The following is a 25,542-nucleotide window of genomic DNA, read 5'->3' as shown; positions in this document are numbered from 1 at the left end:
GGGGATTTCGGAACATGGCAACGAGTGTCGTTCTTCAGAAAGTCGAGAAGCGTTATGGCTCGCTCGACGTCATCCACGGCATCGACCTGACGATCGATCCCGGCGAATTCGCCGTCTTCGTCGGCCCTTCGGGCTGCGGCAAGTCCACGCTGCTGCGCATGATCGCCGGGCTCGAAGAGATCACGGGCGGCGCACTGATGCTCGACAACGAGCGCATGAATGAAGTGGCGCCGGCCAAGCGCGGCATCGCCATGGTTTTCCAGTCCTATGCCCTCTATCCGCATATGTCCGTCTACAAGAATCTCGCCTTCGGTCTGGAAACCGCAGGTTACAAGAAGGCCGAAATCGAACCGAAAGTACGCCGTGCCGCGCAGATCCTGCAGATCGAGAAGCTGCTCGAGCGCAAGCCGAAGGCACTCTCAGGCGGCCAGCGCCAGCGTGTCGCGATCGGCCGCGCCATCGTGCGCGAGCCGCGCATCTTCCTCTTCGATGAGCCGCTGTCGAACCTTGATGCCGAGCTTCGCGTGCAGATGCGCGTCGAGATTTCCCGCCTGCACCGTAGCCTCGGCAACACGATGATCTACGTGACCCACGACCAGGTGGAGGCCATGACTATGGCGGACAAGATCGTCGTACTGAATTCCGGTCGCATCGAGCAGGTAGGCGCACCGCTCGACCTCTACAACAATCCCGCCAACCGCTTCGTCGCTGGCTTCATTGGCAGCCCGAAGATGAATTTCGTTAGCGCTAACATCGAGAGCGTCACGGAAGCCGGCTCGACCGTCAATGTCTGCGGCAATTCCATTCAGCTCGGCCGCAGGCTTGCCGGCCAGGCTGGCCAGAGCGTCACCTTCGGTATCCGTCCCGAGCATCTCTCTCTAACGGAAGGCGGCACAGTTCTTTCGACCGTCAATGTCGACCTCGTCGAAAATCTCGGCGGCGCCACGATGCTCTACACCACGACGCCCGACAGTCAGGCGCTGACCATCGCGCTCGACGGCCAGCAGAAGGTCGAGCGTGGTACCAATGTGAAGGCCTCCTTCGATCCGGCGCGTTGTCACGTCTTTGATGACACCGGCAAGACGATCTAAATCAGCCGAAACTTGACAGCCGATCCCTCACAAGCCCATCATTTCCTTGAGGGTTACGAGGGGGACATGCGTGACGCCTGAAGAAAGGATTCATGCGCTTGGCATCTGGCATGGCCCGATCGACATAGCGCCGATCACCGGTGGTATCACCAACCGGAACTATCTCGTAAGGGATGGCGCAGTACGGCGCGTTGTTCGCCTCGGCGACGACATTCCGGTTCACCACATCAACAGGCAGAATGAATTTGCAGCAAGCTGCGCCGCTCATGCTGCCGGCATTTCGCCTGCTGTAATCCATCACGTGCCGGGCGTGCTGATCCTTGATTTTATCGATGCCGCGCCGCTGTCGCCCAACGATGTCAGAAAGCCGGAAACGCTTGCTCGTCTGATCCCGCTGATCCGCACCTGCCACCACGATATGGCCCGCCATTTTCGCGGGCAGGCCATGATCTTCTGGGTTTTCCATGTGATCCGCGATTATGTGGCGAACCTGAAAGCCGCCAACAGCCCTCATGCGCCGTTGCTGGGCAGCCTGCTTGAGAAAGCCGAGCAACTCGAACAGGCAGCCGGTCCTTTCGACATCGCCTTCGGCCACAATGATCTGTTGGCCGCCAATTTCCTCGACGACGGCCGGCGGCTCTGGCTGATCGACTGGGACTATGCAGGCTTCAACACGCCGCTTTTCGATCTCGGTGGCCTCGCCTCCAACAATGAGTTTTCCGAGAAGGTCGAGCGCTTGATGCTGGAGACCTATTTCGACCGGTCTTTGACGGATGATCTCAGCCGTCGCTACCAGGCCATGAAATGCGCCTCGCTGTTGCGTGAAACCCTCTGGAGCATGATCTCCGAAATCCATTCGACTATCGATTTCGATTACGCCGCCTACACCGCCGAAAATCTCGCCCGTTTCGATCGCGTCTACCGGGCATTTGAACAGGATCATTGAATGACGAAGGATTTACCGAAAACGGCGAAAGCCGTAGTCATCGGTGGCGGCATCATCGGCTGCTCGACCGCCTATCACCTGGCAAAGCTCGGTTGGACGGATACTGTGCTCCTGGAGCGCAAGAAACTGACATCCGGCACCACGTTTCACGCCGCCGGTCTCGTCGGTCAACTGCGCACAAGCGCCAATATCACCCAGCTTCTGGGATACTCGGTCGATCTCTACAAGAAGCTGGAAGCCGAAACTGGCCTCAGCACCGGCTGGAAGATGAATGGTGGCCTGCGTCTTGCCTGCAATCAGGAGCGCTGGACCGAAGTCAAGCGCCAGGCGACGACGGCACAGTCCTTCGGCCTCGAAATGCATCTTCTAAGCCCCCAGGAAGCCTTCGATCTCTGGCCGCTGATGACGACGGACGATCTCGTCGGGGCTGCTTTCCTGCCAACGGACGGCCAGGCTAATCCTTCCGACATCACCCAGGCGCTGGCAAAAGGCGTCCGTATGGCCGGTGTATCGATTTTCGAGGATACCGAAGTTCTCGATATCGACATCGACAACGGCAGAATCCGCGCCGTGATCACGGCGCAAGGCCGGATCGAATGCGAGCGCGTCGTGATTTGCGCTGGCCAGTGGACCCGCAGTTTCGCTGCCCGCTTCGGCGTGAACGTGCCGCTCGTCTCGGTCGAGCATCAATATATCATCACCGAATCCTTCGGCGTGCCTTCCAATCTCCCGACGCTTCGCGATCCCGATCGCCTGACCTATTACAAGGAAGAGGTCGGCGGCATCGTCATGGGTGGCTATGAGCCGAATCCTATCGGCTGGGCTCTGGATGGCATTCCCAAGGGTTTTCACTACACCCTTCTCGACAGCAACTTCGATCATTTCGAGCAGATCATGGAGCAGGCGCTCGGCCGCGTGCCGGCACTGGAAAACGCCGGCATCAAGCAGCTTCTGAACGGGCCGGAGAGCTTTACGCCCGATGGCAATTTCATTCTCGGCGAAGCGCCGGAGCTGAAGAATTTCTTCGTCGGCGCTGGCTTCAACGCCTTCGGCATTGCATCCGCCGGTGGCGCCGGCATGGCGCTTGCCGAATGGGTGACGAAGGGCGAGCCACCTTATGATCTCTGGCCGGTCGATATCCGCCGCTTCGGCCGTCCGCATTTCGATACGGACTGGGTGCGCACCCGCACGTTGGAGGCTTATAGCAAGCACTACACGCTCGCCTTCCCCTTTGAAGAATATGCAAGCGGCCGACCCTGCCGGAAGTCACCGCTCTATGACCGATTGAAGTCGCAGGGTGCCTGCTTCGGCGAAAAGCTCGGCTGGGAGCGGCCCAACTGGTTTGCCGATCTCTTCGCCAATGAAGAACCAAAGGACGTCTACACCTACGGCCGCCAGAACTGGTTCGATGCCGTTGGCCGTGAGCACAAGGCCGTGCGCGAAGCTGCTGTCATCTTCGACCAGACATCATTCGCCAAGTTCGTGCTCAAGGGCAGGGATGTCGAGGCTGCCTTATCATGGATTGCCGCCAACGATGTCGCAAAGCCCTTGGGCTCACTGATCTACACGCAAATGCTGAACGACAAGGGCGGCATCGAATGCGACGTCACCTGCGCCCGCATCGCCGAGAACGAATATTACATCGTCACCGGCACGGGCTTCGCCACGCATGATTTCGACTGGATCTCGCGCAACATTCCCGATGGCCTTCATGCCGAACTGGTCGACGTCACCTCGTCCTATACCGTGCTCTCGCTGATGGGGCCGAATTCCCGTTCGGTCCTGGAAAAGGTCACGACCAGCGATGTCTCCAACGCCGCGTTCCCGTTCGGTCGGGTCAAGACCATTGGCATAGCCGGCTGCCCTGTCCGGGCATTGCGCATCACCTATGTCGGCGAGCTTGGCTATGAATTGCATGTGCCGATTGAATATGCGACGACCGTCTACGACGCGCTGATGGCGTCAGGCGCCCGGGTCGGTCTCGTCAATGCCGGTTACCGCGCCATTGAAAGCTGCCGTCTGGAAAAAGGCTATCGTGCCTGGGGCTCCGATATCGGTCCCGACCATACGCCTATCGAAGCCGGTCTCGGTTGGGCCGTAAAGGTGCGAAAGAACACGCCGTTCAAAGGTCGGGAGGCGATCAAGCGCCAACTCGAAGGCGGCGTGAGGAAAATGCTCGCCTGCTTCGTGCCCGAAGATCCCGATATCGTGCTGCTCGGCCGTGAAACCATCTATCGTGACGGCAAGCGGGTCGGCTGGCTTTCCAGTGGCGGCTTCGGTTACACGATCGGTAAACCGATCGGCTATGGTTATGTGCGCAATCCAGATGGCGTGACGGAGGATTTTATTCTCTCCGGCACGTATGAACTCGATGTCGCCCGTGCGCGTGTGCCTTGCAGGGTCAGCCTAAAGCCGCTCTACGATCCGGAGATGAACCGTGTGAAGGCCTGAGTCTCACGACTGGCTGGATTGACACAATTCGAGCAGAACTCTGCGGCGGTTTCACATCCGAGCAGGTCCAGGGATCTGGGCCTGATCGATCCCCGCGGCGAACGGAGATGGTTAGAAAACATCAATATAGCGGTAGTCTGTCGTCCTGAATCAGGATCTCCAGTTTGTTCGCCACATCCTCAGTCCAGGCTATATTGCCGGTCAGCGCCTTCGGAAACAGCCCCGGGAGCTTGAACAACGCCGCTGAAATTGCCCCGCCATTGCGCGGCACATCGGCGAGAAGCGTTGCAATCTCTGCCGCTCGCGGATCGCGCAGTTCGTAGCGGTCGCCATTGCCGTTGACGCCCATTGCGTAGCGCATCCAAGCTGCGACGGCGATCGCGTAAGTCTCCGCCTTGCCGCCCTTTGCGAGCGCTTCGGTCGCCGGCTCTAGCAGGCGCTGCGGCAGTTTCTGCGTACCGTCCATTGCGATCTGGTAGGTCCGGTGGGCAATCGCCTTATTTGCAAAGCGCGCTATGAGCTCGTCCGCATAGGTATCGAGATCGATGCCGGGAACCGGATCGAGTGTTGCGGCCGCAGCATTCATGTGTCGGCGAGCCAGTGCCGCAAGACCGGAATCATCCATCACGTCACGGATAAATTCATAGCCTGCTGTATAGCCCAGATATGCAAGCAGCGAATGCGCGCCATTCAGCATCCGTAGCTTCATTTTCTCATAGGCCGAGACTTCCTCGACCATCAGCGCGCCATGCACCTTTTCCCAGGCTGGCCGGCCATTGACGAAATGATCCTCGATCACCCATTGCGTGAAAGGTTCTGTCTCGATCGCCGCGAGATCGCTGCGGCCCGTCAGCCGTTTGGCATCGGCATAGGTCGCATCAGTGCTTGCCGGTGTGATGCGATCGACCATCGTGGACGGGAAGGGTACGTTCGCTTCGATCCAGTCATGCAGCTCGGTATCGATGCGGGAAGTGAATTCCAGGACGAGGCGCTTCAACACCGCGCCATTGCTCGGCAGGTTGTCACAGCTGAGTGGCGTAAACGGCGCGATGCCCTTCTGCCGGCGGCGCGCGAGGCCTTCAACCAAATAGCCGATAACGCCGCGCGGCGCATGCCGGTTGGCAAGGTCGGCGACGATATCGGGATGCTTGAGGTCGAGCCCGCCCGTTGCCGGATCGAAACCGTAAGCCTTTTCCGTCACCGTCATGCTGACGATGCGGATATCAGGGTCTTCGAGCCGCGCCAGCAGGCCGGCCGGATCGCGTGGCGCGACATACGCTCCAAGAATTGAGCCGACCACTTGTGCCGTCGTGCCCGAGGTGTCGCGGATCAGCATCGTATAGAGCCCGTTCTGGGCGGTGAGATTGTCCGCGACATCGGGTGTGCGAAGGCTCGCCACCTCAATGCCCCAGTCGCCGCCTGCAGCTGCGAGCGCAGCATCCGTGAAAGGCGCAAAATGCGCGCGGAAGAAAGCACCGGGGCCGAGATGCAAAATGCCGGCCCTCAGTGTACCCCGGTCATAGGCGGGAAGCTTTGCCGTCGGCGCAAGGCCGGTTGTGGTTTGCAGCCTGTCACTCACAGCTTGTAGGCCTTCTTCGCATTGTCATAGGAGAGTTCGCGCGCGACGATTTCGGCATCCTTCCTGGAAATCCGATGCTCAGCTGCAAGCTGCGCCAGGAAGCGGCAGATCTCGCGGCGCCAGACGTCGTGGCGGGCAGGGATCGACAGCAACGCGCGCGTGTCATCGTTGAAACCGGCAAGATTGGCAAAACCGGCCGTCTCCACCACCTGGTCGAGATAACGGCGGATGCCGAGCGGGCTGTCGTGGAACCACCAGGGCGGCCCGATCATCAGGCAAGCCCAGTGGCCCGCCATCGGGGCGAGTTCGCGGGCATAGGTTGTCTCGTCGAGCGTAAAGAGCAGGATACGCAGGCCTGGCGCATGGCCGTATTTCGACAGCAGGGCATTGAGACCGCCGACCCAATCGGTCCGCGTCGGAATATCGGCGCCCATATTCGGTCCGCGGCTTTCGAAAAGTTCGCGGTCGGTGTTTCGGCGCGCGCCGGCATGGATCTGCATCACCATGCCGTCTTCGGCGGACAAACCAGCCATTTCCGTCATCATCTGACCGCGGAAAAGCTCCGCGTCGGAAGCTGAAAGCGGTCCCTTCAGCGCCTTATCAAGCAGCCCCTGTTTCTCGGCCAGCGGCAGGTCGGCGGTAAAGGCGGTCGGTACGCCGTGATCGGTCGCCGTCGCGCCGAACTGGCGGAAATAGGCGCGCCGCTTGCGGTGCGCGTCGATCAACCCATCCCATTTAGTGATGTCGCAGCCGGTGATCTCGCCGAACTTGACGAGATTGTCACGGAAGCCAACGGCATCAGGATCGGTGACGCTGTCCGGCCGATAGGTGGTGCGCACCTTGCCGATCCAGCCGTCAGCTGCCATCTTCTGGTGGTGCGGAAGCGGGTCGAGCGCGCCTTCGGTCGTGGCAATCGTCTCGATGCCGAAGCGCTGATGCAGCGCCCGCGGGCGGAATTCCGGAAGTTTCAGCTGCGCGTTGATGTGGTCGTACAGCGAGTCGGCATTCTCAGGTGTCAGCGGCTCGGTGCAACCGAGCACGGCCGACATGGCGTGATCGACCCAGAGGCTGGAAGGCGTTCCGCGGAAAAGGTGGTATTTTGCAGCGAAAGCGCGCCAGATATCCCGCCCGCTTGCTACTGGCTTGCCGTCAAGCCGCGGCACGCCAAGCTCATCGAGCCTGGTGCCGGTGCTGTGTAGCATGCGGAAGAGGTAGTGGTCGGGAATGACGAGCAGCGAGGCGGCATCTTCGAAGGCCTTGTCGTCTGCAAACCAGGATGGTTCGGTATGTCCGTGCGGGCTGAGGATTGGGAGGCTGCGCACCGTCTCGTAAAGATCGCGCGCGATTGCCCGCGTTGCCGGATCGGCGGGAAAGAGCCGGTCCGGATGAAGAAAGCCGTTACCTACATCCATTAGTAATCCTCCCTGATGGATAAGGCCCTACCCCACAAGAACGGATGCGGCAAGGGCTTTTAGTAACCAGACGGTTCACATTCGGATTCGTTTTTCGTTGGCCTTCGAACCATTGACGTTCCGGCCTATTTGGGCTTTGGAATGCCCCTGATATCAGGGAGAAAACCGATGTCCGACGAGACAGCCCGTGTCACTAAGTTGGAAGAAATGCTGGCGCATCAGGCAAGGACGATCGAGGAGCTTTCCGATCAGCTTGCAGAACAATGGAAGGTCGTCGAGCAGACGCGAGCGAAGCTCGATCGGCTGACTGAGCGTTTCCTGAGCCTCGAAGAACAATCGCTGGAAGCGCCGGCGATCACCAAACCGCCACATTATTGAGCGGGGCCTGTAGCGCGGCCACCTCGTGGCCGGCTACGCAGGAAAGCGGTTTCGCGCGTCCGCCCTTTGCGATATAGCCCCGGAAAGACAAAGCTGACCGAGAGACATTCCATGGCTGTCACCATCCGTTCTCATCAAGGCGATATTTCTGCAGCGGATGCCGCCCGTTATACCGGCGCCATCGCGATCGATACTGAAACTCTCGGCCTCGTGCCGCGCCGGGACCGCCTCTGCGTCGTGCAGCTTTCGCCCGGCGACGGATCAGCCGATGTGATTCGTATTGCGGCCGGCCAGAAAGAGGCGCCGAATCTCGTTGCACTGCTTGCCGATCCGTCGCGCCAGAAGATCTTTCATTACGGTCGCTTCGATATCGCTGTGCTCTTCCATACCTTCGGTGTCACGACGACACCAGTCTTCTGCACCAAGATCGCTTCACGCCTGACCCGCACTTACACGGATCGTCATGGCCTGAAAGATATTCTCAAGGAAATGCTGGAAGTCGATATTTCCAAGGCTCAGCAGTCCTCCGATTGGGCGGCCGAAACGCTGTCCCCGGCGCAGCTCGAATATGCTGCCTCCGACGTGCTCTATCTGCATGCGCTGCGTGACAAGCTGAACCAGCGCCTTATCCGAGATGGCCGCCTGGAGCATGCGACGGCCTGCTTCGAGTTCCTGCCGACGCGCGCTAAGCTCGATCTTCTCGGCTGGGAAGAGGCCGATATCTTCGCCCATAGCTGAGACGCATTTCTTCGGACATGCCGGTACGGCCGCGGATATCGTCTGCGGCCGTTAGCTATTCGTTAAGACGTTTTCGTTAACATTATTATCAATTTTTATGCATTCGATAGCGCGGAAAATTGCGCCGACGCGGACAGGAGGATCTGCCAGGATGCTGGGGACCGGATGAGCACGGTCCTTTTGTGAACCTGCTTTCATAGCCACTTTGCGAAAGGAGCATGCCTGTGTTGTCTCCCATTCGTTCAGCGTCCAATGCAAGCCTTTCTTCTCAAGGCCAGACGGCGGCAGTCGTTGCCAGTGGCCTCGACCGTTCGGTGGTCGCCCCCGCCCCGGTGAATGCGGTTGAAGCAGCCGACCTGAACGCCGCGATTGCGGGCAAGCTCAATATTCTGCTCATTGCCGCGCGGCAGCGCATGATCGAAGCGCTTCTCGACATCATCAATGCCACGGGGCGGACCATCTCGCTGCAGCGAAGCGAAGGTGAGACCGATCAGGCTTTTGCCGCTCGTGTTGCTGATGCCATCCGCCGCCTGCCCGACGCCGAGATCGACGAAGTCGAGCGTCAGCTTTCCGAAGACGGCCACAGCCTGCCCCTGAGGATGGTCGCCGCGGCCCTCAAAGACCCCACTGGCCTGCAGGCCGCCCGCGTGATCGCCTATCTTGAGACCGTCCGTTACAAGGACCGCGATCTCGCGGCCCGCGCCGTCGTGCGCTCATATGGTCAGAATGACGCCTCGCCACCGCCGCGCGCCGAAGCGCGGCCGGAAATCCAGCTTCAGGAATCCGGCACTCGTCTGCCGACAGCAAAGCCTGCCGAAAATGTGGCCCTGCCCGTGGCAGCCGAAGAGACCACGCGAGCTGAAGCCCTTGTCGCTGCAGCCGACATGACCGACATTGCCGCCGAAACCCAGAAGGCTGGCTCTGTGGCTGTTACGCGTGAAACTCCTCCACAGTCGGCCACATTGCGGGACACCAACGAGACACCGGCTGTCTCATTGCCGAACGAACAGGAAACCATAGCGGCGGAGCAGATCGAATCCGTTGACCTGCCGCAGCTTCAACAGCAGGCGATCTCTGCCAAGGCTGATCCGGTCATCCCGCGTAACTGGACCGGCATTGTCAGCTCCATGACCGAACAGGTTTCGCAGATGATCGCGACGATCATCCACGAGCAGGAAGCCGCTGCTCTGTTGATGGATGTCCCTGTCGAGGCAGCCGTCGAAATCGATGCGATGCTGGACGAGGCCGTCATGATGGAGGCGACGGAGAGCCTGGTTCGCACAAGACCGGACGACGTGGCCGAGCCCGCATCTGCCCAAGCCCCCCCGGCCTCTCGTCCGTCCCAGGCAGAAATTGCCGCGGTCGCCCAGGCGCCTCGTCCTGACAGGGAAATCGCCGCCCAGCCGCAACCGGTTCCCGGCGCAGTCGCCGAGCTGCCCTCATATGTTCCGCTCGCGGCACGTATGCCGGACGGTCTCCCATATGCGCAGACGCCATATCAGTTCGCCCGCGATGAATATAAGGCGGCCAAGGCCGACGAGCCTCCTCGTCGCCATCATGAGAACGATGGTTCGCAGGATCAGCAGCAACAGCAGGCGCAATCCGGTCGGGGCGGCGATGAACAGCAGGCCGGCGACGGGGAAGCTCCGCGGGAGGAGCGGCGCCAGCCGAAGATGTTTGATCCCGACCCGTCCACCGCGCCGGTAACGGTCGCCGACCCGGTCTATGCCCTCTACCAGCGCATGGTCGGATGGGAGTAGCCAGCCAGTAATCTAAACGAAAAACCCGCCGGATCGCTCCGGCGGGTTCTTCAATTCTAAGGGATCAGCGAAGGATTATTCGCCGCCGCGGTTCTTCAGAGCCGCGCCGAGGATGTCGCCGAGCGAAGCGCCCGAGTCGGACGAACCGAACTGTGCGACGGCTTCCTTCTCTTCCGCGATTTCCAGAGCCTTAATGGACAGCATGATCTTGCGGTCCTTCTTGGAGAAGTTGGTAACGCGGGCATCGACAGTCTGGCCGACCGAGAAGCGTTCCGGACGCTGCTCGTCGCGATCGCGAGCGAGGTCGGCGCGACGGATGAAGGAAGTGATGTCTTCGTGGTTGACGAGCTTCACTTCGATACCGCCGTCGTTGACAGCGATGACTTCAGCCGAAACGACGGCGTTCTTGCGCAGGTCGCCGGAAGCTGCAGCTTCGCCGACCGAGTCCTTGCCGAGCTGCTTGATGCCGAGCGAGATGCGCTCCTTCTCGACGTCGACGTCCAGAACGACAGCCTTGACGACGTCGCCCTTGTTGTACTCCTCGATAACCTGCTCGCCCGGACGATTCCAGTCGAGGTCGGAGAGGTGGACCATGCCGTCGACATCGCCGTCGAGGCCGATGAACAGGCCGAATTCGGTCTTGTTCTTGACTTCGCCTTCAACCTCAGTGCCGGCCGGATGGCTGCGGGCGAATGCTGCCCACGGGTTTTCCAGCGTCTGCTTGAGGCCGAGCGAGATACGGCGCTTGGACGGATCGACTTCGAGAACGACGACTTCGACTTCCTGGCTCGTGGACAGGATCTTGCCGGGGTGGACGTTCTTCTTGGTCCAGGACATTTCCGAGATGTGGATCAGGCCTTCGATGCCTGGCTCCAGCTCGACGAACGCACCGTAATCGGTGATGTTCGTGACGGTACCGGAGATCTTCTTGCCTTCCGGATACTTGGCCTGAATGCCATCCCACGGATCGGACTCGAGCTGCTTCATGCCGAGCGAGATACGGTGGGTTTCCTGGTTGATGCGGATGATCTGAACCTTGACCTGCTGGCCGATGTTCAGGATTTCCGACGGATGGTTCACACGGCGCCACGCCATGTCGGTGACGTGCAGCAGGCCGTCGATGCCGCCGAGGTCAACGAACGCACCATAATCGGTGATGTTCTTGACGACGCCGTCAACAACCTGGCCTTCTTCGAGGTTCTGAACGATTTCAGAACGCTGCTCGGCACGGGATTCTTCCAGAACCGTACGACGCGAAACCACGATGTTGCCGCGGCGCTTGTCCATCTTGAGGATTTCGAAGGGCTGCGGGTTGTGCATGAGGGGCGTAACGTCGCGGATCGGACGGATGTCGACCTGAGAACGCGGCAGGAAGGCGATCGCACCGTCGAGATCGACCGTGAAGCCGCCCTTGACCTGGTTGAAGATAACACCTTCGACGCGCTCGCCAGCTTCGAACTTGGCTTCGAGCTTGATCCAGCTTTCTTCGCGGCGAGCCTTCTCGCGCGACAGAACAGCTTCGCCCAGGGCGTTTTCGATGCGCTCAACGTAAACTTCGACTTCGTCGCCGACCTTCAGCGAACCGTCCTTGGCACGTGCGCCGAATTCCTTGAGCGCAATGCGGCCTTCGACCTTCAGGCCAACGTCAACAACGGCGACATCCTTTTCGATGCCCGTGACGATACCCTTGGTAACATAGCCTTCAGCCAAATCATTCTTGGCAAAGGACTCTTCGAGAAGGGCCGCGAAATCCTCGCGAGAGGGAGTTGCTACTGACATAAAATCTCCTGCGTGGCCTTCGATAGCGTCAAGGCTCACGTATGCGCCGGTTGGTTCGAGTTGAATGGGCCTGAACCCAGTCCGCCCCTCTTTCAAGAAGGCAATCCGGCGCTTGGACGGAATTTCAGGCTTGCTTTCGCATGGCGTCCCGCGCACGAAGCACGGAAATTGCTGTTTTAGGCATTTCGGCTCAAGGCAGCGTCGATAAACGACTTAGCAGCTTGAAACGCGGCCTCTATACTCATTTCCGACGTGTCAAGCAAGTGTGCATCGACTGCCGGCTTCATCGGGCTGTCCGCCCGGTTCATGTCCCGATCGTCGCGTCGCTTGACGTCTTCGAAAATGCCATCGAAATCCGCCGAGCCGCCCTTGCCGATAATCTCGTCGTAGCGGCGTTTTGCACGCACTTCCGGCGATGCCGTCACAAAAAGTTTCACCGGGGCCGCGGGGCAGACGACGGTGCCGATGTCGCGGCCGTCGAGAACCGTCCCCGGCGCCTTCTCCGAAAACCGCCGCTGCGCCTCGACCAGTGCCCGTCGGACCGACGGCATCACGGCAATCTTCGAGGCAGCTTCGCCGATCTCGTGTTTGGACAATATATCGCGATCCAAACCGCCCAGTTCAACCTCGCGCGCTATCTTTTCGGCAATGGTTTCATCATCGAGCGGCAGTCCGGCGTCGATCAGCGCCTTGGCGGTCGCCCGGTAAGTGAGGCCGGTATCGAGATGGTGAAAGCCGTAGTGCTCTGCGATCCCTCGCGAAAGCGTACCCTTGCCCGCCGCGGCGGGGCCGTCGATAGCGATGACGAAGCTGTCGGTCATAAAATCATTCCGTGCCGAGGCCGCCGTAGCGGCGCACCAATTCCTGCATTTCCGCCTGCTCTGCCATTTCGCCTAGGCCCTTGGCAACACCCTCCCGGTCGGCAATCGGCCGGTTCTGGCTCACCTTCCACTTGCCTTCGATCTCGGTGATCTCGATTTCGATGCCGATGATGCCCTTGAGCTGGGAGCGGATGAAATCATCAGGCGCATCGCCGATGGACCACGGTTTTTCGCGCTGGCCCTCATGTTCGCCGGTAATCGCGTTGATCTGTGAAAGCAGCCAGCCGCTATCCTCGATCACCCGGGCCGGGCCGCGCGCCTGTACGATCGCATAGTTCCAAGTCGGTACCACTTTGCCGGTCTCGGCCTTCGTCCTGTACCAGGAAGGCGTGACATAGGAATTGGCGCCTTGGAAGACGACAAGCACTGGTGCACCAGCGGCGATATCGCGCCACTGCTCGTTCGCTCGTGCCAGATGCAATCGAAGCGTACCTTTCTCCGATGCGTCGGCATCGAGATGGAACGGCAGGGAATTGGCGATCAACCCGGAGGCGCCTGCCGTAATCAGCAGACCAAGCGGGTGTGCGCGCATCAACGCGTGCTGCACGCCAAGATCGTCTTCACGGAAATGCGGTGGCTGATACATGTCAGGCCTGCTCGATCCTTGCCCCGAGGCTCTTCATCAGATCCATGAACTGCGGAAAGCTGGTGGCGATCATATTGCTGTCGTCGATCCCGACAGGATGCTCCGAAGCCAGCCCCATGACAAGGAAGCTCATAGCGATACGATGGTCGAGGTGCGTGACGACCCGCTCACCCGCTGCATTGCCAAGCCCCTTGCCGTCAGGCCGACCGGTTACGGAAAGCCAGTCCTGGCCCTCCTCGCATTCGGCGCCGTTGAGCTTGAGTCCGTCCGCAACGGCAGAGAGACGATCCGATTCTTTGACCCGCAATTCCTGCAGGCCGTTCATGATGCTCTTGCCTTTCGCAAAGGCGGCGGCAACCGCAAGCACAGGATATTCGTCGATCATCGCCGGCGCACGCTCTGCCGGTACGCTGACGCCTGTCAGTTCGCAGTGGCGCACGCGCAGATCCGCCACGTCCTCGCCGCCTGCCAGGCGGAGATTGAGAATCTGGATATCGGCGCCCATCTCCTGCAGCGTCAGGATCAGCCCCGTTCGTGTCGGATTCATCAGCACATTGGAAATTGTGATGTCGGAGCCGGGCACCAGCAAAGCTGCGATAAGCGGGAAGGCGGCAGAAGAGGGATCGCCGGGCACCTCGATTACCTGGCCGGTCAGCCTGCCGCGCCCCTGCAGCCGGATCGTCCGTGTACCGTCCTTGTCAGTCTCGATCGACAATTCTGCGCCGAAACCGACCAGCATCTTTTCGGTATGGTCACGCGTGATCGCCGGCTCGATAACCGTCGTCACACCCGGTATATTGAGGCCGGCAAGCAGCACCGCCGATTTCACCTGCGCCGAGGCGACGGGCAAGGTGTAATGGATCGGGGCCGGCGTTTCCGGTCCGCGCAGCATGACCGGCAGACGATCGCCCTCTACGGCCTTCACCTGCACGCCCATACGACGCAACGGGTCGAGCACGCGGCCCATTGGGCGACGGGACAGCGAAGCGTCGCCAACAAGGACGGTGTCGAAATCATAGACGCCGGCAAGGCCCATGGACAGGCGCGCGCCGGTGCCTGAATTGCCGAAATCGAGCGGGGATTCCGATGCCAGCAAGGCGCCATTACCTGTCCCGTTGACAATCCATTCGCCGCCGTCCTTGCGGATCACGGCGCCCATCGCCTGCATCGCTTTGCCGGTATTGAGCACATCCTCGCCTTCGAGGAGGCCGGTGATGCGCGTTTCTCCCGATGCCAGCCCGCCGAGCATGAGCGCGCGATGCGAGATCGACTTGTCGCCGGGAATACGGACGGTTCCGGAAAGCCCGGAAGATTTGCGAGCGATGGCCGGCTTCGGTGTGGAACCTTGGGACATGGGTTAATCCCTTGCAAAGGCAACATATTCAATCCGCTCACAGCTCAGTGCCAGCATATTTTTTCCAGCGAGCCCCGCGGCAATCGCGGCTGGTTAGCACAAACTCGCCGAGCGGTCATCCGGAATGCCGGGCAAAAGGCTGAAGTGCCCTGTGAAGTTTAGCTTTGACACGGGAAGCCGTAGCGATTAAGGGGACCGGCTTATAAATTCCGAACAGAACGCCGATTTGACGGCATTTGCCGAATGTTGAATTCGGCCATTCTCACGAGGCTTATAGTGGCGAAAGCGGAACTTGGAACCAAGCGCACCGATCCGGAAACCGGCAAGAAGTTCTACGACCTGAACCGGGATCCGATCGTTTCTCCTTACACGGGCAAGTCCTATCCCCTGTCCTTCTTCGAAGAAACCTCGGCAACCGCCGAAGTTCAGGACGAGGATGAGGTTGCTGAGGTCGATACCGAAAACACCGAAGTCGAACTGGTTTCGCTCGAAGACGCTGAAGACGGCGCTTCCGGCGATGATATCCCTGATATCGGTGATGATGATGTCGAAATCGAAGGCGATGATGACGATACCTTCCTCGAAGCCGATGAAGACGATGAAGATGACGACATGAGCGACATCATCGGCGTCACCGGTGACGAAGACGACGTCTGACAGGACGAACGGCGGCCCGGATGACAAAAATTTTCCGGGCCGGATTTTTTAGGCTTGCCATCTGCGAAAACCGCAAGTAATAAGCCGCCACTCCTGAGGGAACGCCCTCCCGAGTATCCCAGGACCGGCCAGTCCGGACCACCCTAATGGGGCTATAGCTCAGCTGGGAGAGCGCTTGCATGGCATGCAAGAGGTCAGCGGTTCGATCCCGCTTAGCTCCACCAAATTTCCTAATGCAGTTCAGCGGGCATTTCAGGTCAACATAACTGGCATTTTTCCGTCATTAGCCAGTTGTCGTATTGTCGAAGGCTGAAAGCGGGTTTTTATATCGGTTGAGGTCACCCGATTCGGCGCCTCCTGGACCCGGACACCATGACACGAGCAAGACGCCGCCGCATTATCAGAACCCGCAGGACTGCGACCGGACTGGCGCTGGTCGGCGCGATCTCCTTTCTTGCGGGAATGACGGATGCAACCGGACTGCTTCTGACCGGCGATTTCGTTTCCTTCATGACGGGCAATACGACACGGGGGGCTCTTGCTCTGAGTAGCGGCGATGTAAGGCACGCCGCCGTGCTGCTGTCCGCCATCATCGTCTTCGTGCTCGGCAATGCCGCCGGGATCGTCGTCGCGCACCGGGCCGAACGGCGCATCTTCGTCGTGCTCTGCTGCGTCAGCCTTTTGCTTGCATTGGCCTCGATGATGACACTGCAGGATCTGTTGATGGCACGGTTCTATACGATCGTTCTCGCAATGGGCATGGTGAATGCGGCGGTCGAGCATGTAGAAGGATTGCCGATCGGTCTGACCTATGTGACTGGTGCGCTGTCGCGCTTCGGCCGCGGCATAGGCCGCTGGATCATTGGTGACCGGCGCGTTGACTGGACCATTCAGATCGTGCCCTGGGGCGGCATGATGCTTGGTGCCGTCAGCGGTGCCCTCATGACACGTCTTGTGGGCGCGCAGGCGCTGTGGCTGGTCTCCATCTTCGCGATGGCGCTGGCGATTGTAGCCTTGTTCATTCCGCGCCCGCTGCAACGTCGGTTTAATCAAAAGATTGCATCTCCTCAACCGCATCCGGTACGCGCGAGGTGATGCCGACCATTGCGGTCGCTTTCGAAGCGGGCAGGAAGACCGAACGGTACCTAGCGAGAAGTTGAGCCATGCCGCGTTCGATTGGCCTGTTTCGCAAGCTCGGCATCGAATCGTGCTTGGCCAATGGATTACCGCACCACCGGCAATGTCACGCTTGGTCTCGATCTTACGCAGCCGAGCCGGAACGGCCAGAACCTGGGACTGCCTTTCGCGAATGGTACGGCCTCGTCGGTTACTACCTCGCCGGCCGCACCTCGGCGCTCTTTCCGCGCTGAAACCTATTTCTTGGAGATGGTGACGAATTTTGCGCCGCGCACACGCGTGGTCACTACGCAGGGATCGCCGCTCGTGCGGTCGCAGAAGCGGGGATTCATCTTCATCGCGAGAACCATATTGCCAAACCGCTTCACGAAATCATAGCCGAAGATCTGCGCGGTCGCGATCATGAAGTAACCGCCTTCGGCGACCTGCAGATAGAAATTATAGGTGCAACCATCTTCGTTGCATTGCGGTCCCTTATGACCATCGCAGGTGAGTTCGCCCTCGTTGATGACGGCATCCATCAACCCGTCATTGTTGATATCCTGACGGATGAGGAAACCATCGCCGAAGGAGGCTTCCGTGCATTGCTCCTGGAAATGTTTCTTCTCGTAAATCTCGGGGTCGGAGATCAGCGATTGCTGAGCGAAGGCCGCAACCGGCTCGACCAGCAGCACAACGACGTTCAGGAGTACGGGCAGCAGCTTCACGGCTTTCCTCTTATGGATAAAGGCTTTCTGGCCTTCTATTCTGCGCGCGCCGCCTTGCGCCGCCCTTGCCGCGATGATTCAGTAATGCCTCATTTCGCCGGTCGGAGGCTTCGATGTCATTGCTCAATTATCTCGATTACGCCGGCATTGCCCTCTTCGCCGCTACCGGCGCGCTGGCTGCCTCACGCAAGCAGCTCGATCTGATCGGCTTCCTGTTCTTCGCGATCGTGACGGGAACAGGCGGCGGCACGGTGCGCGATATCATTCTCGGCCGCGTACCGGTTTTCTGGGTGTTGAATCCGCTCTATATCGTCATCTGCTGCATTGTCGGCGTCGTTGTCTTCTTTACCGCCCATCTCCTGGAATCGCGCTATCGCCTGCTGATCTGGCTCGATGCAGTCGGTCTGGCTGCCTATTGTGTGCTTGGTGCCGCCAAGGGACTGGCCGCCACCGGCTCACCGACGATTGCCATCGTCACCGGTGCCTTGACGGCGACCTTCGGCGGCATCCTGCGCGATCTCCTGGCAAATGAGCCTTCGGTGCTGCTGCGGCCGGAAATCTATGTGACGGCGGCTCTGGTCGGGGCAGGGGTGTTTACCAGCGTCAATGCGCTTGGGGCGGAGCTCTATATCGCGTCGGCCTGTGGGGTTGCAGCCGCCTTTGCAGTACGCGCCGGCGCCCTATGGTTCGGATGGACATTTCCGACCTACAAGCACAAGCCCGGCCGACACCCTGATGACGTGATGTGAAAATCAGCTCTGCTTCGGGCGCAGGCGGATCACCACGTCGACATGGGCGATTTCCATGCCCTTGGGCGGCGGCGGCAGATTGTCGATGGTCAGATTGCTGATCGGGATATCGAGCACCTGGTTTTCACCTTCGACGAAAAAGTGATGGTGGTCGGAGACGTTGGTGTCGAAATAGGTCTTGGTGCTCTCGACAGCGAGAACGCGGATCATCCCTGCTTCGGTGAACTGGTGCAGCGTATTGTAAACGGTCGCGAGCGAGACAGGCACGCCGGCGGCGACCGCTTCCTCATGCAGTTCTTCGACGGTCAGATGCCTGTCACCCTTGGCAAACAAGAGATCGCCAAGCGCGACGCGCTGCCGGGTGGGGCGCAGGCCGGCGGCACGCAGCCTTACCTCTATGGCGATCGGGGCTTGACCCGTCATCAACACCAACTCCAGTTATTCTGGCATAAAGCAATCAGGTTTCCTCAATGCGATATAACTTTTGCGCAAAAGCCTTTCAATAGTTCAATGGGGACAAGGAGGCTCAAAAGGCCGCAAAAACGGGCTTTTGACGCAATTAGGTCTGGTCGCGGCCTTGGCCTTCCTGTATGCGACCACCAAATATTGGCTCAGGCCCAGTCGGGAACTCAGAAAAGAAGCCGCCATGCTTGCGCTTCATTTTCTTAGGAACTTGGACTAAAGACACACATCCATCGCAAGAACGCGGGGGGAAACAGAGATTTATGACAACCAGACAGTCTAGTTACTCGTACGAAGAACTCATCGCCTGCGCACATGGTGAACTGTTCGGGCCTGGCAATGCACAGCTGCCGTTGCCGCCCATGCTCATGGTTCACCGCATCACGGATATTTCCGAGACGGGCGGCGCCTTCGACAAGGGCTATCTGCGTGCCGAATATGATGTGCGCCCGGACGACTGGTATTTCCCCTGCCACTTCGAAGGCAATCCGATCATGCCGGGCTGCCTTGGCCTCGATGGCATGTGGCAGCTCACGGGCTTCTTCCTGGGCTGGCTCGGAGAGGAAGGTCGCGGCATGGCACTCTCGACCGGTGAAGTGAAATTCAAAGGCATGGTTCGTCCGCACACGAAGCTGATAGAATACGGTATCGACTTCAAGCGTGTCATGCGCGGCCGTCTGGTGCTCGGCACTGCCGATGGCTGGCTGAAGGCGGACGGCGAAACCATTTATCAGGCGACCGATCTTCGCGTCGGTCTCTCGAAAGACAAGACGGCCTGAAAACCGCATTGCGAGCGGCTCACGAAAACAACAAGGGTTTGATCAGATGAGACGGGTAGTTGTCACGGGTCTAGGTGTCGTGTCTTCGATCGGGAGCGACGCAGCCGAAGTCACCGAATCCTTGCGGCAGGCAAAGTCGGGAATTTCCTTCTCCAGCGATTTCGCCGAGCACGGCTTCAAATGCCAGGTTTGGGGCAGCCCCAAGCTCGGTGCCGACAAGCTCGCCGAACTGGTCGACCGCCGTGCCATGCGCTTCCTGTCGCAGGGTGGCGCCTGGAACCATGTCGCCATGAAACAGGCGATCGCCGATTCCGGCCTGGACGAAAAGGAATACAGTGAGAACGAGCGCGTCGGCATCATCATGGGCTCCGGCGGCCCGTCCACGCGCACGCTCATCGAAGCGGCGGAGATCACTGTCAAGAACAACAGCCCGAAACGCATCGGCCCCTTCGCCGTGCCGAAGGCCATGTCGTCCACCGCATCGGCAACGCTCGCCACCTGGTTCAAGATCCATGGTGTCAATTATTCGATCTCGTCAGCCTGCTCCACATCCGCGCACTGCATCGGCAATGCCGTGGAAATGATCCAGTGGGGCAAGCAGGACATGATGTTTGCCGGTGGCCACGAAGACCTCGACTGGACCATGTCGAACCTCTTCGACGCCATGGGTGCCATGTCCTCGAAGTACAACGATACCCCGGAGAGCGCTTCGCGCGCCTATGACGTCAGCCGTGACGGCTTCGTCATCGCCGGCGGTGCGGGTGTGCTCGTCCTTGAGGAGCTGGAACATGCCAAGGCGCGCGGCGCCAAGATCTATGCCGAGATCATCGGCTACGGTGCCACCTCGGACGGCTATGACATGGTCGCTCCCTCGGGCGAAGGTGCCATCCGCTGCATGCGCCAGGCGCTGGCGACCGTGAAGGGTGACGTCGATTACATCAATACGCACGGCACCTCGACGCCGGTCGGCGACAGCAAGGAAATCGGCGCCATCCGCGAGGTTTTCGGTGATAAGCTGCCGCACATTCAGTCCACTAAATCGTTGACTGGTCACTCGCTTGGTGCTGCCGGCGTGCAGGAATCAATCTATTCGCTGCTGATGATGCAGGAAGGCTTCATCGGCGAAAGCGCGCATATCACAGAACTCGACCCTGAATTTGAAGGCGTGCCGATTGTCCGCAAGCGCATCGACAATGCCAAAATCGATATTGCTCTCTCCAACTCTTTCGGCTTCGGCGGCACCAACGCCACGCTCGTATTCCAGCGCTACAACGGATAATAACATGACGGGAATCATGCAGGGTAAGCGCGGCCTCATCATGGGCGTCGCAAACAATCATTCGATCGCTTGGGGGATTTCTAAGGCGCTTGCTGCCCAGGGCGCCGAACTGGCTTTCACGTTTCAGGGCGAGGCCCTCGGAAAGCGCGTCAAGCCGCTTGCAGCCGAACTCGGATCCGATTTTCTCCTGCCTTGCGATGTCGAGGATATCGCTTCGGTCGATACGGTCATCGATACGATCAGGGAGCGTTGGGGCAAGCTCGATTTCATCGTTCATGCGATCGGCTTTTCAGACAAGAACGAGCTTAAGGGCCTTTACGCCGATACGACGCGTGAGAATTTCAGCCGCACCATGGTCATTTCCTGCTTCTCCTTCACGGAGATCGCCAAGCGCTGTGCGCCGCTGATGGAAGATGGCGGTGCGATGCTGACGCTGACCTATAACGGTTCCACGCGCGTCATCCCCAACTACAACGTCATGGGTGTCGCCAAGGCAGCCCTGGAAGCGTCCGTGCGCTATCTGGCCGCCGATTACGGCCCGCGCGGCATCCGTGTCAACGCCATCTCCGCAGGCCCGATTCGCACGCTCGCCGGCGCTGGTATCTCGGACGCTCGCGCCATCCTATCGTGGAACCAGCGCAATGCGCCGCTGCGCAAGACCGTCACCATCGATCAGGTCGGCAGCTCGGCGCTCTACCTGCTTTCGGATCTGTCGACCGGCGTGACCGGTGAAATCCATTTCGTCGATGCCGGCTACAACATCACGTCGATGCCGACGCTGGAGACGCTGCGCAAGGCAGACGTCGAATAAGGCGGGGCAGAGCTTCAAAGAAAAGGCGGCCAAGGGCTGCCTTTTTTATTTCCTTGCCCACAGCACTTTGAAACGCGCGTTGCGGCAGGTCTCGCCGCTCTCCTTGAAGTGCTCTGCGAGCACCGGCTCATAGGGCAGGCCCCGATTGGCGACCAGCATCAGCCGCCCGCCCCCGCGCAGTGCAGAAGCGGCAGTCTTGATCATCGCTTGGCCGAGCGAGGGCTCGGCTGCATGGCCCTCGTGAAAAGGGGGGTTCATGATGACGAGGTCGTATTTGTCGCGCACTTGCTCACCCGCCAGATCGTGCCAGAAGAAGCGCGCAGGCGCGTTCGGGCAGTTCTCCGCCAGATTGGCCTTGGCGGCCTCCAGCGCCTCGTAGTTGGCCTCATAGAGGTCAAGGCGGGCAAGATTTGGAGACTTCTCAGCTAGTTCGACCGCAAGATACCCCCAGCCGGCACCGAAATCGGCCGCATCGCCGGTAAAATCCGTCGGCAGACGAGAAGCGAGAAGCTGCGACCCGGCATCGAGCCGGTCATGCGAGAACATACCGGGCGAGGCGATGAAGCGGCCCTCGACACGCACGGGCGACGTCCCGAATTTCGAAACGATCTCGCTGATATTGGCCGGCCGGCCGAACCAGAGGGCAACGCCATGATATTTCGGCATGTGTTCGATATCGAGGCCGAAGTTTTCCACGCGTTTACGCAGCGGCTGGATACCGTCTTCCTTGCCGCCGGCAACGAGGATGAGTCCCCCTGCCTTCACGCGCGAAACGGCCGCGGCGATATTGGCCTCGTTCTCACCCTTGTGCTTGGTGCAGAGCACCAGCGCCGCGTCGTAATCGTTGCCGTCGATTTCGGGCTTGGCCTCGATACGCTGCGCCAGAAGCTGCCTGTAGAGCGGCTTGAAGCCCTGTACGGCCTCGAGCGAGGCGGCAAAGCCTTCGGGAAGCGCAAAGCCCGCCTCAGCGCCGAGGAAGAGCACACGCTGGCCTTCGCCGGGCGGCGCGATGGTTTCACTGGCAAAGGGATGAAAGAGGGTCTTAAGCGTCTCGCGGCTCATCGTCTGGTCCCGTCATCTGGAGCAATTCCAGGAAAATGCGCAGTGGGCTTCCGTCCGCAATTGCGCAAAGCTCGAATACAAAAAGGGCGCGGAAACAGTCCCGCGCCCGATATCAGAGGAGAAGGCGCAGCTTATTCGGCCGCTTCGTCCTTCTTCTTGTCGCCCTTTTCGGCCGCCGGGATTTCCTGGCCGGTGGCCTGGTCGACGACCTTCATGGAGAGGCGAACCTTGCCGCGTTCGTCGAAGCCGAGCAGCTTGACCCAGACCTTGTCTCCTTCCTTGACGACATCGGTCGTCTTGGCGACGCGCTCGGAAGCGAGCTGGGAGATATGGACGAGACCGTCACGGGCACCGAAGAAGTTGACGAAGGCGCCGAAGTCGGCTGTCTTGACAACAGTGCCTTCGTAGATCTGGCCGATTTCCGGCTCGGCAACGATCGAGTGGATCCACTTGCGGGCCGCTTCGATTTCCTTGCCCGAGGAAGAGGCGATCTTGACGGTGCCGTCGTCCTCGATGTTGATCTTCGCACCGGTCTTTTCGACGATTTCGCGGATGACCTTGCCGCCGGAGCCGATGACTTCGCGGATCTTGTCGACCGGAATGTTCATGACTTCGATGCGCGGAGCGAATTCGCCGAGCTGGCCGCGGCTTTCGGTGATGGCCTTCGCCATTTCGCCGAGAATGTGGGCACGACCGCTCTGCGCCTGTTTAAGGGCGACCTTCATGATCTCTTCGGTAATGCCGGCGATCTTGATGTCCATCTGCAGCGAGGTGATGCCATCGGCGGTACCTGCAACCTTGAAGTCCATGTCGCCGAGGTGATCTTCATCACCGAGAATGTCCGAGAGGACGGCGAAGCGATCGCCTTCGAGGATCAGACCCATGGCGATACCGGCAACCGGCTTTGCCAGCGGAACGCCGGCATCCATCAGCGCCAGCGAGGTGCCGCAGACAGTCGCCATCGAAGACGAACCATTGGATTCGGTGATTTCGGACACGACGCGCAGCGTGTAGGGGAACTGCTCAGCCGACGGCAGCATCGGGTGGATGGCGCGCCACGCGAGCTTGCCGTGGCCGATTTCGCGGCGGCCCGGCGAACCCATGCGGCCGGTTTCACCGACGGAGTAGGGCGGGAAGTTGTAGTGGAGCATGAACTGCTCTTTGTACATGCCCGTCAGGCTGTCGACATACTGTTCGTCTTCGCCGGTGCCGAGCGTGGCAACGACGATCGCCTGCGTCTCACCGCGGGTGAAGAGGGCCGAACCGTGCGTACGCGGCAGCAGGCCGACTTCGGCAACGATCGGGCGAACCGTTTCCAGGTCGCGACCGTCGATGCGGCTCTTGGTGTCGAGAATGTTCCAGCGAACGATCTTGGCCTGCAGGTGCTTGAAGATTGCGCCGACTTCTTCGGCCGTATACTTGGCTTCAACGCCTTCCGGCAGGAAGTGAGCCTTGACTTTTGCCTTGACGGCGTCGACGGCGGCGTAACGATCAGCCTTCTGAGTGATCTTGTAAGCTTCGCGCAGTTCGGCTTCGAAATGCTTCAGCATTTCGCCTTCGAGTTCGGAATAGTCTTCCGGCTGGAAGTCGCGCGGTTCCTTGGCGGCGACTTCGGCGAGCTTGATGATCGCGTCGAGAACCGGCTGGAAGCCCTTGTGGCCAAACATGACGGCGCCGAGCATGACATCTTCCGGCAGTTCCTTGGCTTCGGATTCAACCATCAGAACGGCATCGTAAGTGCCGGCAACGACGAGGTCGAGGGTCGACTCGTCCATCTCGTCGAGATGCGGGTTCAGGACGTATTCGCCGTTGATATAGCCGACGCGCGCGCCGCCGACCGGGCCCATGAAGGGAACGCCGGAGAGCGTCAGAGCAGCAGAAGTGGCGACCATGGACAGGATGTCCGGATCGTTCTCGAGGTCATGCTGGACGACGGTGACGACGACCTGCGTATCGTTCTTGTAGCCTTCCGGAAAGAGCGGACGGATCGGACGGTCGATCAGGCGGGAAACGAGGGTTTCGTTTTCGCTCGGACGGCCCTCACGCTTGAAGTAGCCGCCGGGGATCTTGCCGGCTGCGTAGGTCTTTTCCTGGTAGTTGACCGTCAACGGGAAAAAGTCCTGGCCGGGCTTCGGAGCCTTGGCAGAAACGACGGTCGCGAGAACGACGGTTTCGCCATAGGTGGCGAGTACGGCGCCGTCAGCCTGACGGGCGATCTTGCCGGTCTCGAGCTTGAGTGGGCGGCCCGCCCACTCGATTTCTACGGTATGTGTATCGAACATGTCCTGTCCTTCAATGCAGCCATCGCGCCTTCTCCATCAGGAGCAGCGCAGGTCGACCGCAATCAGTGTGACGTATCACGGGCAAGACAACGGGAAGCTTTGAGCGGACGATTTCCCCTAAGGGAAATCGGGCCAAAGCTCTTGAGAAACTCTGGCCGAAAGCATCCGGCAATCCTGCCCCATGACAGGTCAACGGTTGGTCTGGCAGAACCGGCCCATCCGGGCCTGCCGTCTTTCCATTCACGCAGATAGCGCGCGCCTGGAAAATGTCACCGGGAAATGCACTCCCGAAAAGATATCCGGCGGGCGAAGTGCTTCGCCCGCCGGAAAATCATTAGCGGCGGATACCCAGGCTATTGATCAGCTTGGTGTAGCGGCCTTCGTCCTTCTTCTTGAGATAATCAAGAAGCGAGCGGCGGCTGGAAACGAGCGTCAGCAGACCACGGCGGGAATGGTTATCCTTCTTGTGGTCCTTGAAGTGTTCGGTCAGGTTGTTGATGCGCTCGGTGAGGATCGCAACCTGGACTTCCGGGGAACCGGTATCGCCTTCGGCGGTCGCGTATTCCTTGATCAGCGCAGCCTTGCGCTCAGCAGTGATCGACATCGGACAATCCTTTCTATGAGAGGAGTTTCAAGTCGCCAAAAGCCGGGATGTCGTCCAG

The 25,542-nt window shown here is 59.8% G+C and carries 23 protein-coding genes, 1 tRNA gene and 1 pseudogene; 14 read left to right on the top strand and 11 right to left on the bottom strand.

Features of this window, described 5'->3' with window-relative positions:
• The first annotated feature begins 14 nt into the window (after positions 1 to 14).
• From FHX08_RS16835 to FHX08_RS16825, 3 genes are all read left to right on the top strand, one after another.
• Complete coding sequence (locus FHX08_RS16835) at positions 15 to 1,091, top strand: ABC transporter ATP-binding protein (protein ID WP_132653139.1); 1,077 nt, start codon at positions 15 to 17, stop codon at positions 1,089 to 1,091.
• Positions 1,092 to 1,161: 70 nt separating this feature from the next.
• Positions 1,162 to 2,037 carry a phosphotransferase gene (locus tag FHX08_RS16830; protein WP_132653138.1) on the top strand — a complete coding sequence of 292 codons (876 nt, stop codon included), beginning with the start codon at positions 1,162 to 1,164 and terminating at the stop codon, positions 2,035 to 2,037.
• Positions 2,038 to 4,488, top strand: coding sequence for an FAD-dependent oxidoreductase (locus FHX08_RS16825; protein ID WP_132653137.1), 2,451 nt, complete (start codon positions 2,038 to 2,040; stop codon positions 4,486 to 4,488).
• Between the two features lie 121 nt (positions 4,489 to 4,609).
• On the opposite strand, the gene FHX08_RS16820 is transcribed toward FHX08_RS16825, so the two are convergent.
• Both FHX08_RS16820 and uxaC read right to left on the bottom strand, forming a co-directional pair.
• A complete protein-coding gene (locus FHX08_RS16820; protein WP_132653136.1) occupies positions 4,610 to 6,067 on the bottom strand; it encodes a mannitol dehydrogenase family protein in 1,458 nt (485 codons plus the stop codon).
• Positions 6,064 to 7,479 carry a glucuronate isomerase gene (gene uxaC / locus FHX08_RS16815; protein ID WP_132653135.1) on the bottom strand — a complete coding sequence of 472 codons (1,416 nt, stop codon included), beginning with the start codon at positions 7,477 to 7,479 and terminating at the stop codon, positions 6,064 to 6,066. Before uxaC ends, FHX08_RS16820 begins: the two co-directional genes overlap by 4 nt.
• Positions 7,480 to 7,647: 168 nt before the next feature.
• Here uxaC and FHX08_RS16810 point away from each other — a divergent pair, with 168 nt between their 5' ends.
• From FHX08_RS16810 to FHX08_RS16800, 3 genes are all read left to right on the top strand, one after another.
• A complete protein-coding gene (locus FHX08_RS16810; protein WP_132653134.1) occupies positions 7,648 to 7,857 on the top strand; it encodes a SlyX family protein in 210 nt (69 codons plus the stop codon).
• A gap of 111 nt (positions 7,858 to 7,968) precedes the next feature.
• Positions 7,969 to 8,595 carry a ribonuclease D gene (locus FHX08_RS16805; protein WP_132653133.1) on the top strand — a complete coding sequence of 209 codons (627 nt, stop codon included), beginning with the start codon at positions 7,969 to 7,971 and terminating at the stop codon, positions 8,593 to 8,595.
• Positions 8,596 to 8,819: 224 nt separating this feature from the next.
• The gene (locus tag FHX08_RS16800) at positions 8,820 to 10,355 is read left to right on the top strand and encodes a hypothetical protein (RefSeq protein ID WP_132653132.1); all 1,536 of its coding nucleotides are present in this window, start codon (positions 8,820 to 8,822) and stop codon (positions 10,353 to 10,355) included.
• A 75-nt stretch (positions 10,356 to 10,430) separates the two neighbouring features.
• Here the strand turns inward: FHX08_RS16800 and rpsA are convergent, their stop codons facing one another.
• From rpsA to aroA, 4 genes are all read right to left on the bottom strand, one after another.
• Complete coding sequence (gene rpsA, locus FHX08_RS16795) at positions 10,431 to 12,134, bottom strand: 30S ribosomal protein S1 (protein WP_132653131.1); 1,704 nt, start codon at positions 12,132 to 12,134, stop codon at positions 10,431 to 10,433.
• Between the two features lie 176 nt (positions 12,135 to 12,310).
• The gene (gene cmk / locus FHX08_RS16790; RefSeq protein WP_132653130.1) at positions 12,311 to 12,955 is read right to left on the bottom strand and encodes a (d)CMP kinase; all 645 of its coding nucleotides are present in this window, start codon (positions 12,953 to 12,955) and stop codon (positions 12,311 to 12,313) included.
• A 4-nt stretch (positions 12,956 to 12,959) separates the two neighbouring features.
• Complete coding sequence (locus FHX08_RS16785; RefSeq protein ID WP_132653129.1) at positions 12,960 to 13,601, bottom strand: FMN-binding negative transcriptional regulator; 642 nt, start codon at positions 13,599 to 13,601, stop codon at positions 12,960 to 12,962.
• 1 nt (position 13,602) lies between these two features.
• A complete protein-coding gene (gene aroA / locus FHX08_RS16780; protein WP_132653128.1) occupies positions 13,603 to 14,955 on the bottom strand; it encodes a 3-phosphoshikimate 1-carboxyvinyltransferase in 1,353 nt (450 codons plus the stop codon).
• A 276-nt stretch (positions 14,956 to 15,231) separates the two neighbouring features.
• Between aroA and FHX08_RS16775 the strand changes: the two genes are divergently transcribed.
• From FHX08_RS16775 to FHX08_RS31460, 4 genes and pseudogenes are all read left to right on the top strand, one after another.
• The gene (locus FHX08_RS16775) at positions 15,232 to 15,612 is read left to right on the top strand and encodes a TIGR02300 family protein (RefSeq protein WP_132653127.1); all 381 of its coding nucleotides are present in this window, start codon (positions 15,232 to 15,234) and stop codon (positions 15,610 to 15,612) included.
• A gap of 148 nt (positions 15,613 to 15,760) precedes the next feature.
• Positions 15,761 to 15,836, top strand: a tRNA-Ala gene (locus tag FHX08_RS16770).
• A 148-nt stretch (positions 15,837 to 15,984) separates the two neighbouring features.
• Complete coding sequence (locus tag FHX08_RS16765) at positions 15,985 to 16,707, top strand: YoaK family protein (RefSeq protein WP_132653126.1); 723 nt, start codon at positions 15,985 to 15,987, stop codon at positions 16,705 to 16,707.
• A 68-nt stretch (positions 16,708 to 16,775) separates the two neighbouring features.
• Positions 16,776 to 16,982, top strand: a pseudogene (locus FHX08_RS31460) (YdcF family protein); the annotation flags it as partial.
• 3 nt (positions 16,983 to 16,985) lie between these two features.
• Here FHX08_RS31460 and FHX08_RS16760 read toward each other — a convergent pair.
• Entirely contained in the window at positions 16,986 to 17,456 is a 471-nt protein-coding gene (locus tag FHX08_RS16760) for a hypothetical protein (protein WP_132653125.1), read from the bottom strand.
• A 113-nt stretch (positions 17,457 to 17,569) separates the two neighbouring features.
• Between FHX08_RS16760 and FHX08_RS16755 the strand changes: the two genes are divergently transcribed.
• Positions 17,570 to 18,205, top strand: a complete 636-nt coding sequence (locus tag FHX08_RS16755; protein ID WP_132653124.1) for a trimeric intracellular cation channel family protein — start codon at positions 17,570 to 17,572, stop codon at positions 18,203 to 18,205.
• Positions 18,206 to 18,208: 3 nt separating this feature from the next.
• On the opposite strand, the gene irrA is transcribed toward FHX08_RS16755, so the two are convergent.
• Positions 18,209 to 18,628, bottom strand: a complete 420-nt coding sequence (irrA, locus tag FHX08_RS16750; protein WP_132653123.1) for an iron response transcriptional regulator IrrA — start codon at positions 18,626 to 18,628, stop codon at positions 18,209 to 18,211.
• 302 nt (positions 18,629 to 18,930) lie between these two features.
• On the opposite strand from irrA, the gene fabA reads away from it, so the two are divergent.
• The 3 genes from fabA to fabI are packed head-to-tail and all read left to right on the top strand — an operon-like array spanning position 18,931 to position 21,536.
• Entirely contained in the window at positions 18,931 to 19,446 is a 516-nt protein-coding gene (fabA, locus tag FHX08_RS16745; RefSeq protein ID WP_112564876.1) for a 3-hydroxyacyl-[acyl-carrier-protein] dehydratase FabA, read from the top strand.
• A gap of 46 nt (positions 19,447 to 19,492) precedes the next feature.
• Positions 19,493 to 20,725, top strand: a complete 1,233-nt coding sequence (fabB, locus tag FHX08_RS16740; RefSeq protein WP_132653122.1) for a beta-ketoacyl-ACP synthase I — start codon at positions 19,493 to 19,495, stop codon at positions 20,723 to 20,725.
• Between the two features lie 4 nt (positions 20,726 to 20,729).
• The gene (gene fabI / locus FHX08_RS16735) at positions 20,730 to 21,536 is read left to right on the top strand and encodes an enoyl-ACP reductase FabI (protein ID WP_132653121.1); all 807 of its coding nucleotides are present in this window, start codon (positions 20,730 to 20,732) and stop codon (positions 21,534 to 21,536) included.
• 45 nt (positions 21,537 to 21,581) lie between these two features.
• Here fabI and FHX08_RS16730 read toward each other — a convergent pair whose 3' ends face one another.
• The 3 genes from FHX08_RS16730 to rpsO form a co-directional block, all read right to left on the bottom strand.
• Positions 21,582 to 22,598 carry a class I SAM-dependent methyltransferase gene (locus tag FHX08_RS16730; protein WP_132653120.1) on the bottom strand — a complete coding sequence of 339 codons (1,017 nt, stop codon included), beginning with the start codon at positions 22,596 to 22,598 and terminating at the stop codon, positions 21,582 to 21,584.
• A gap of 131 nt (positions 22,599 to 22,729) precedes the next feature.
• Positions 22,730 to 24,880, bottom strand: a complete 2,151-nt coding sequence (gene pnp / locus FHX08_RS16725; RefSeq protein WP_184327336.1) for a polyribonucleotide nucleotidyltransferase — start codon at positions 24,878 to 24,880, stop codon at positions 22,730 to 22,732.
• Positions 24,881 to 25,214: 334 nt separating this feature from the next.
• On the bottom strand, positions 25,215 to 25,484 hold the full coding sequence (gene rpsO / locus FHX08_RS16720) for a 30S ribosomal protein S15 (protein ID WP_132653118.1): 270 nt from the start codon (positions 25,482 to 25,484) through the stop codon (positions 25,215 to 25,217).
• Positions 25,485 to 25,542: the final 58 nt, after the last annotated feature.

Origin of the sequence: Rhizobium sp. BK529, assembly GCF_014194105.1 — a bacterium.
Lineage (GTDB): Bacteria > Pseudomonadota > Alphaproteobacteria > Rhizobiales > Rhizobiaceae > Rhizobium.
Note: the sequence above shows the minus strand (reverse complement) of the source record. Positions and strands in the feature narration are given on the sequence as shown.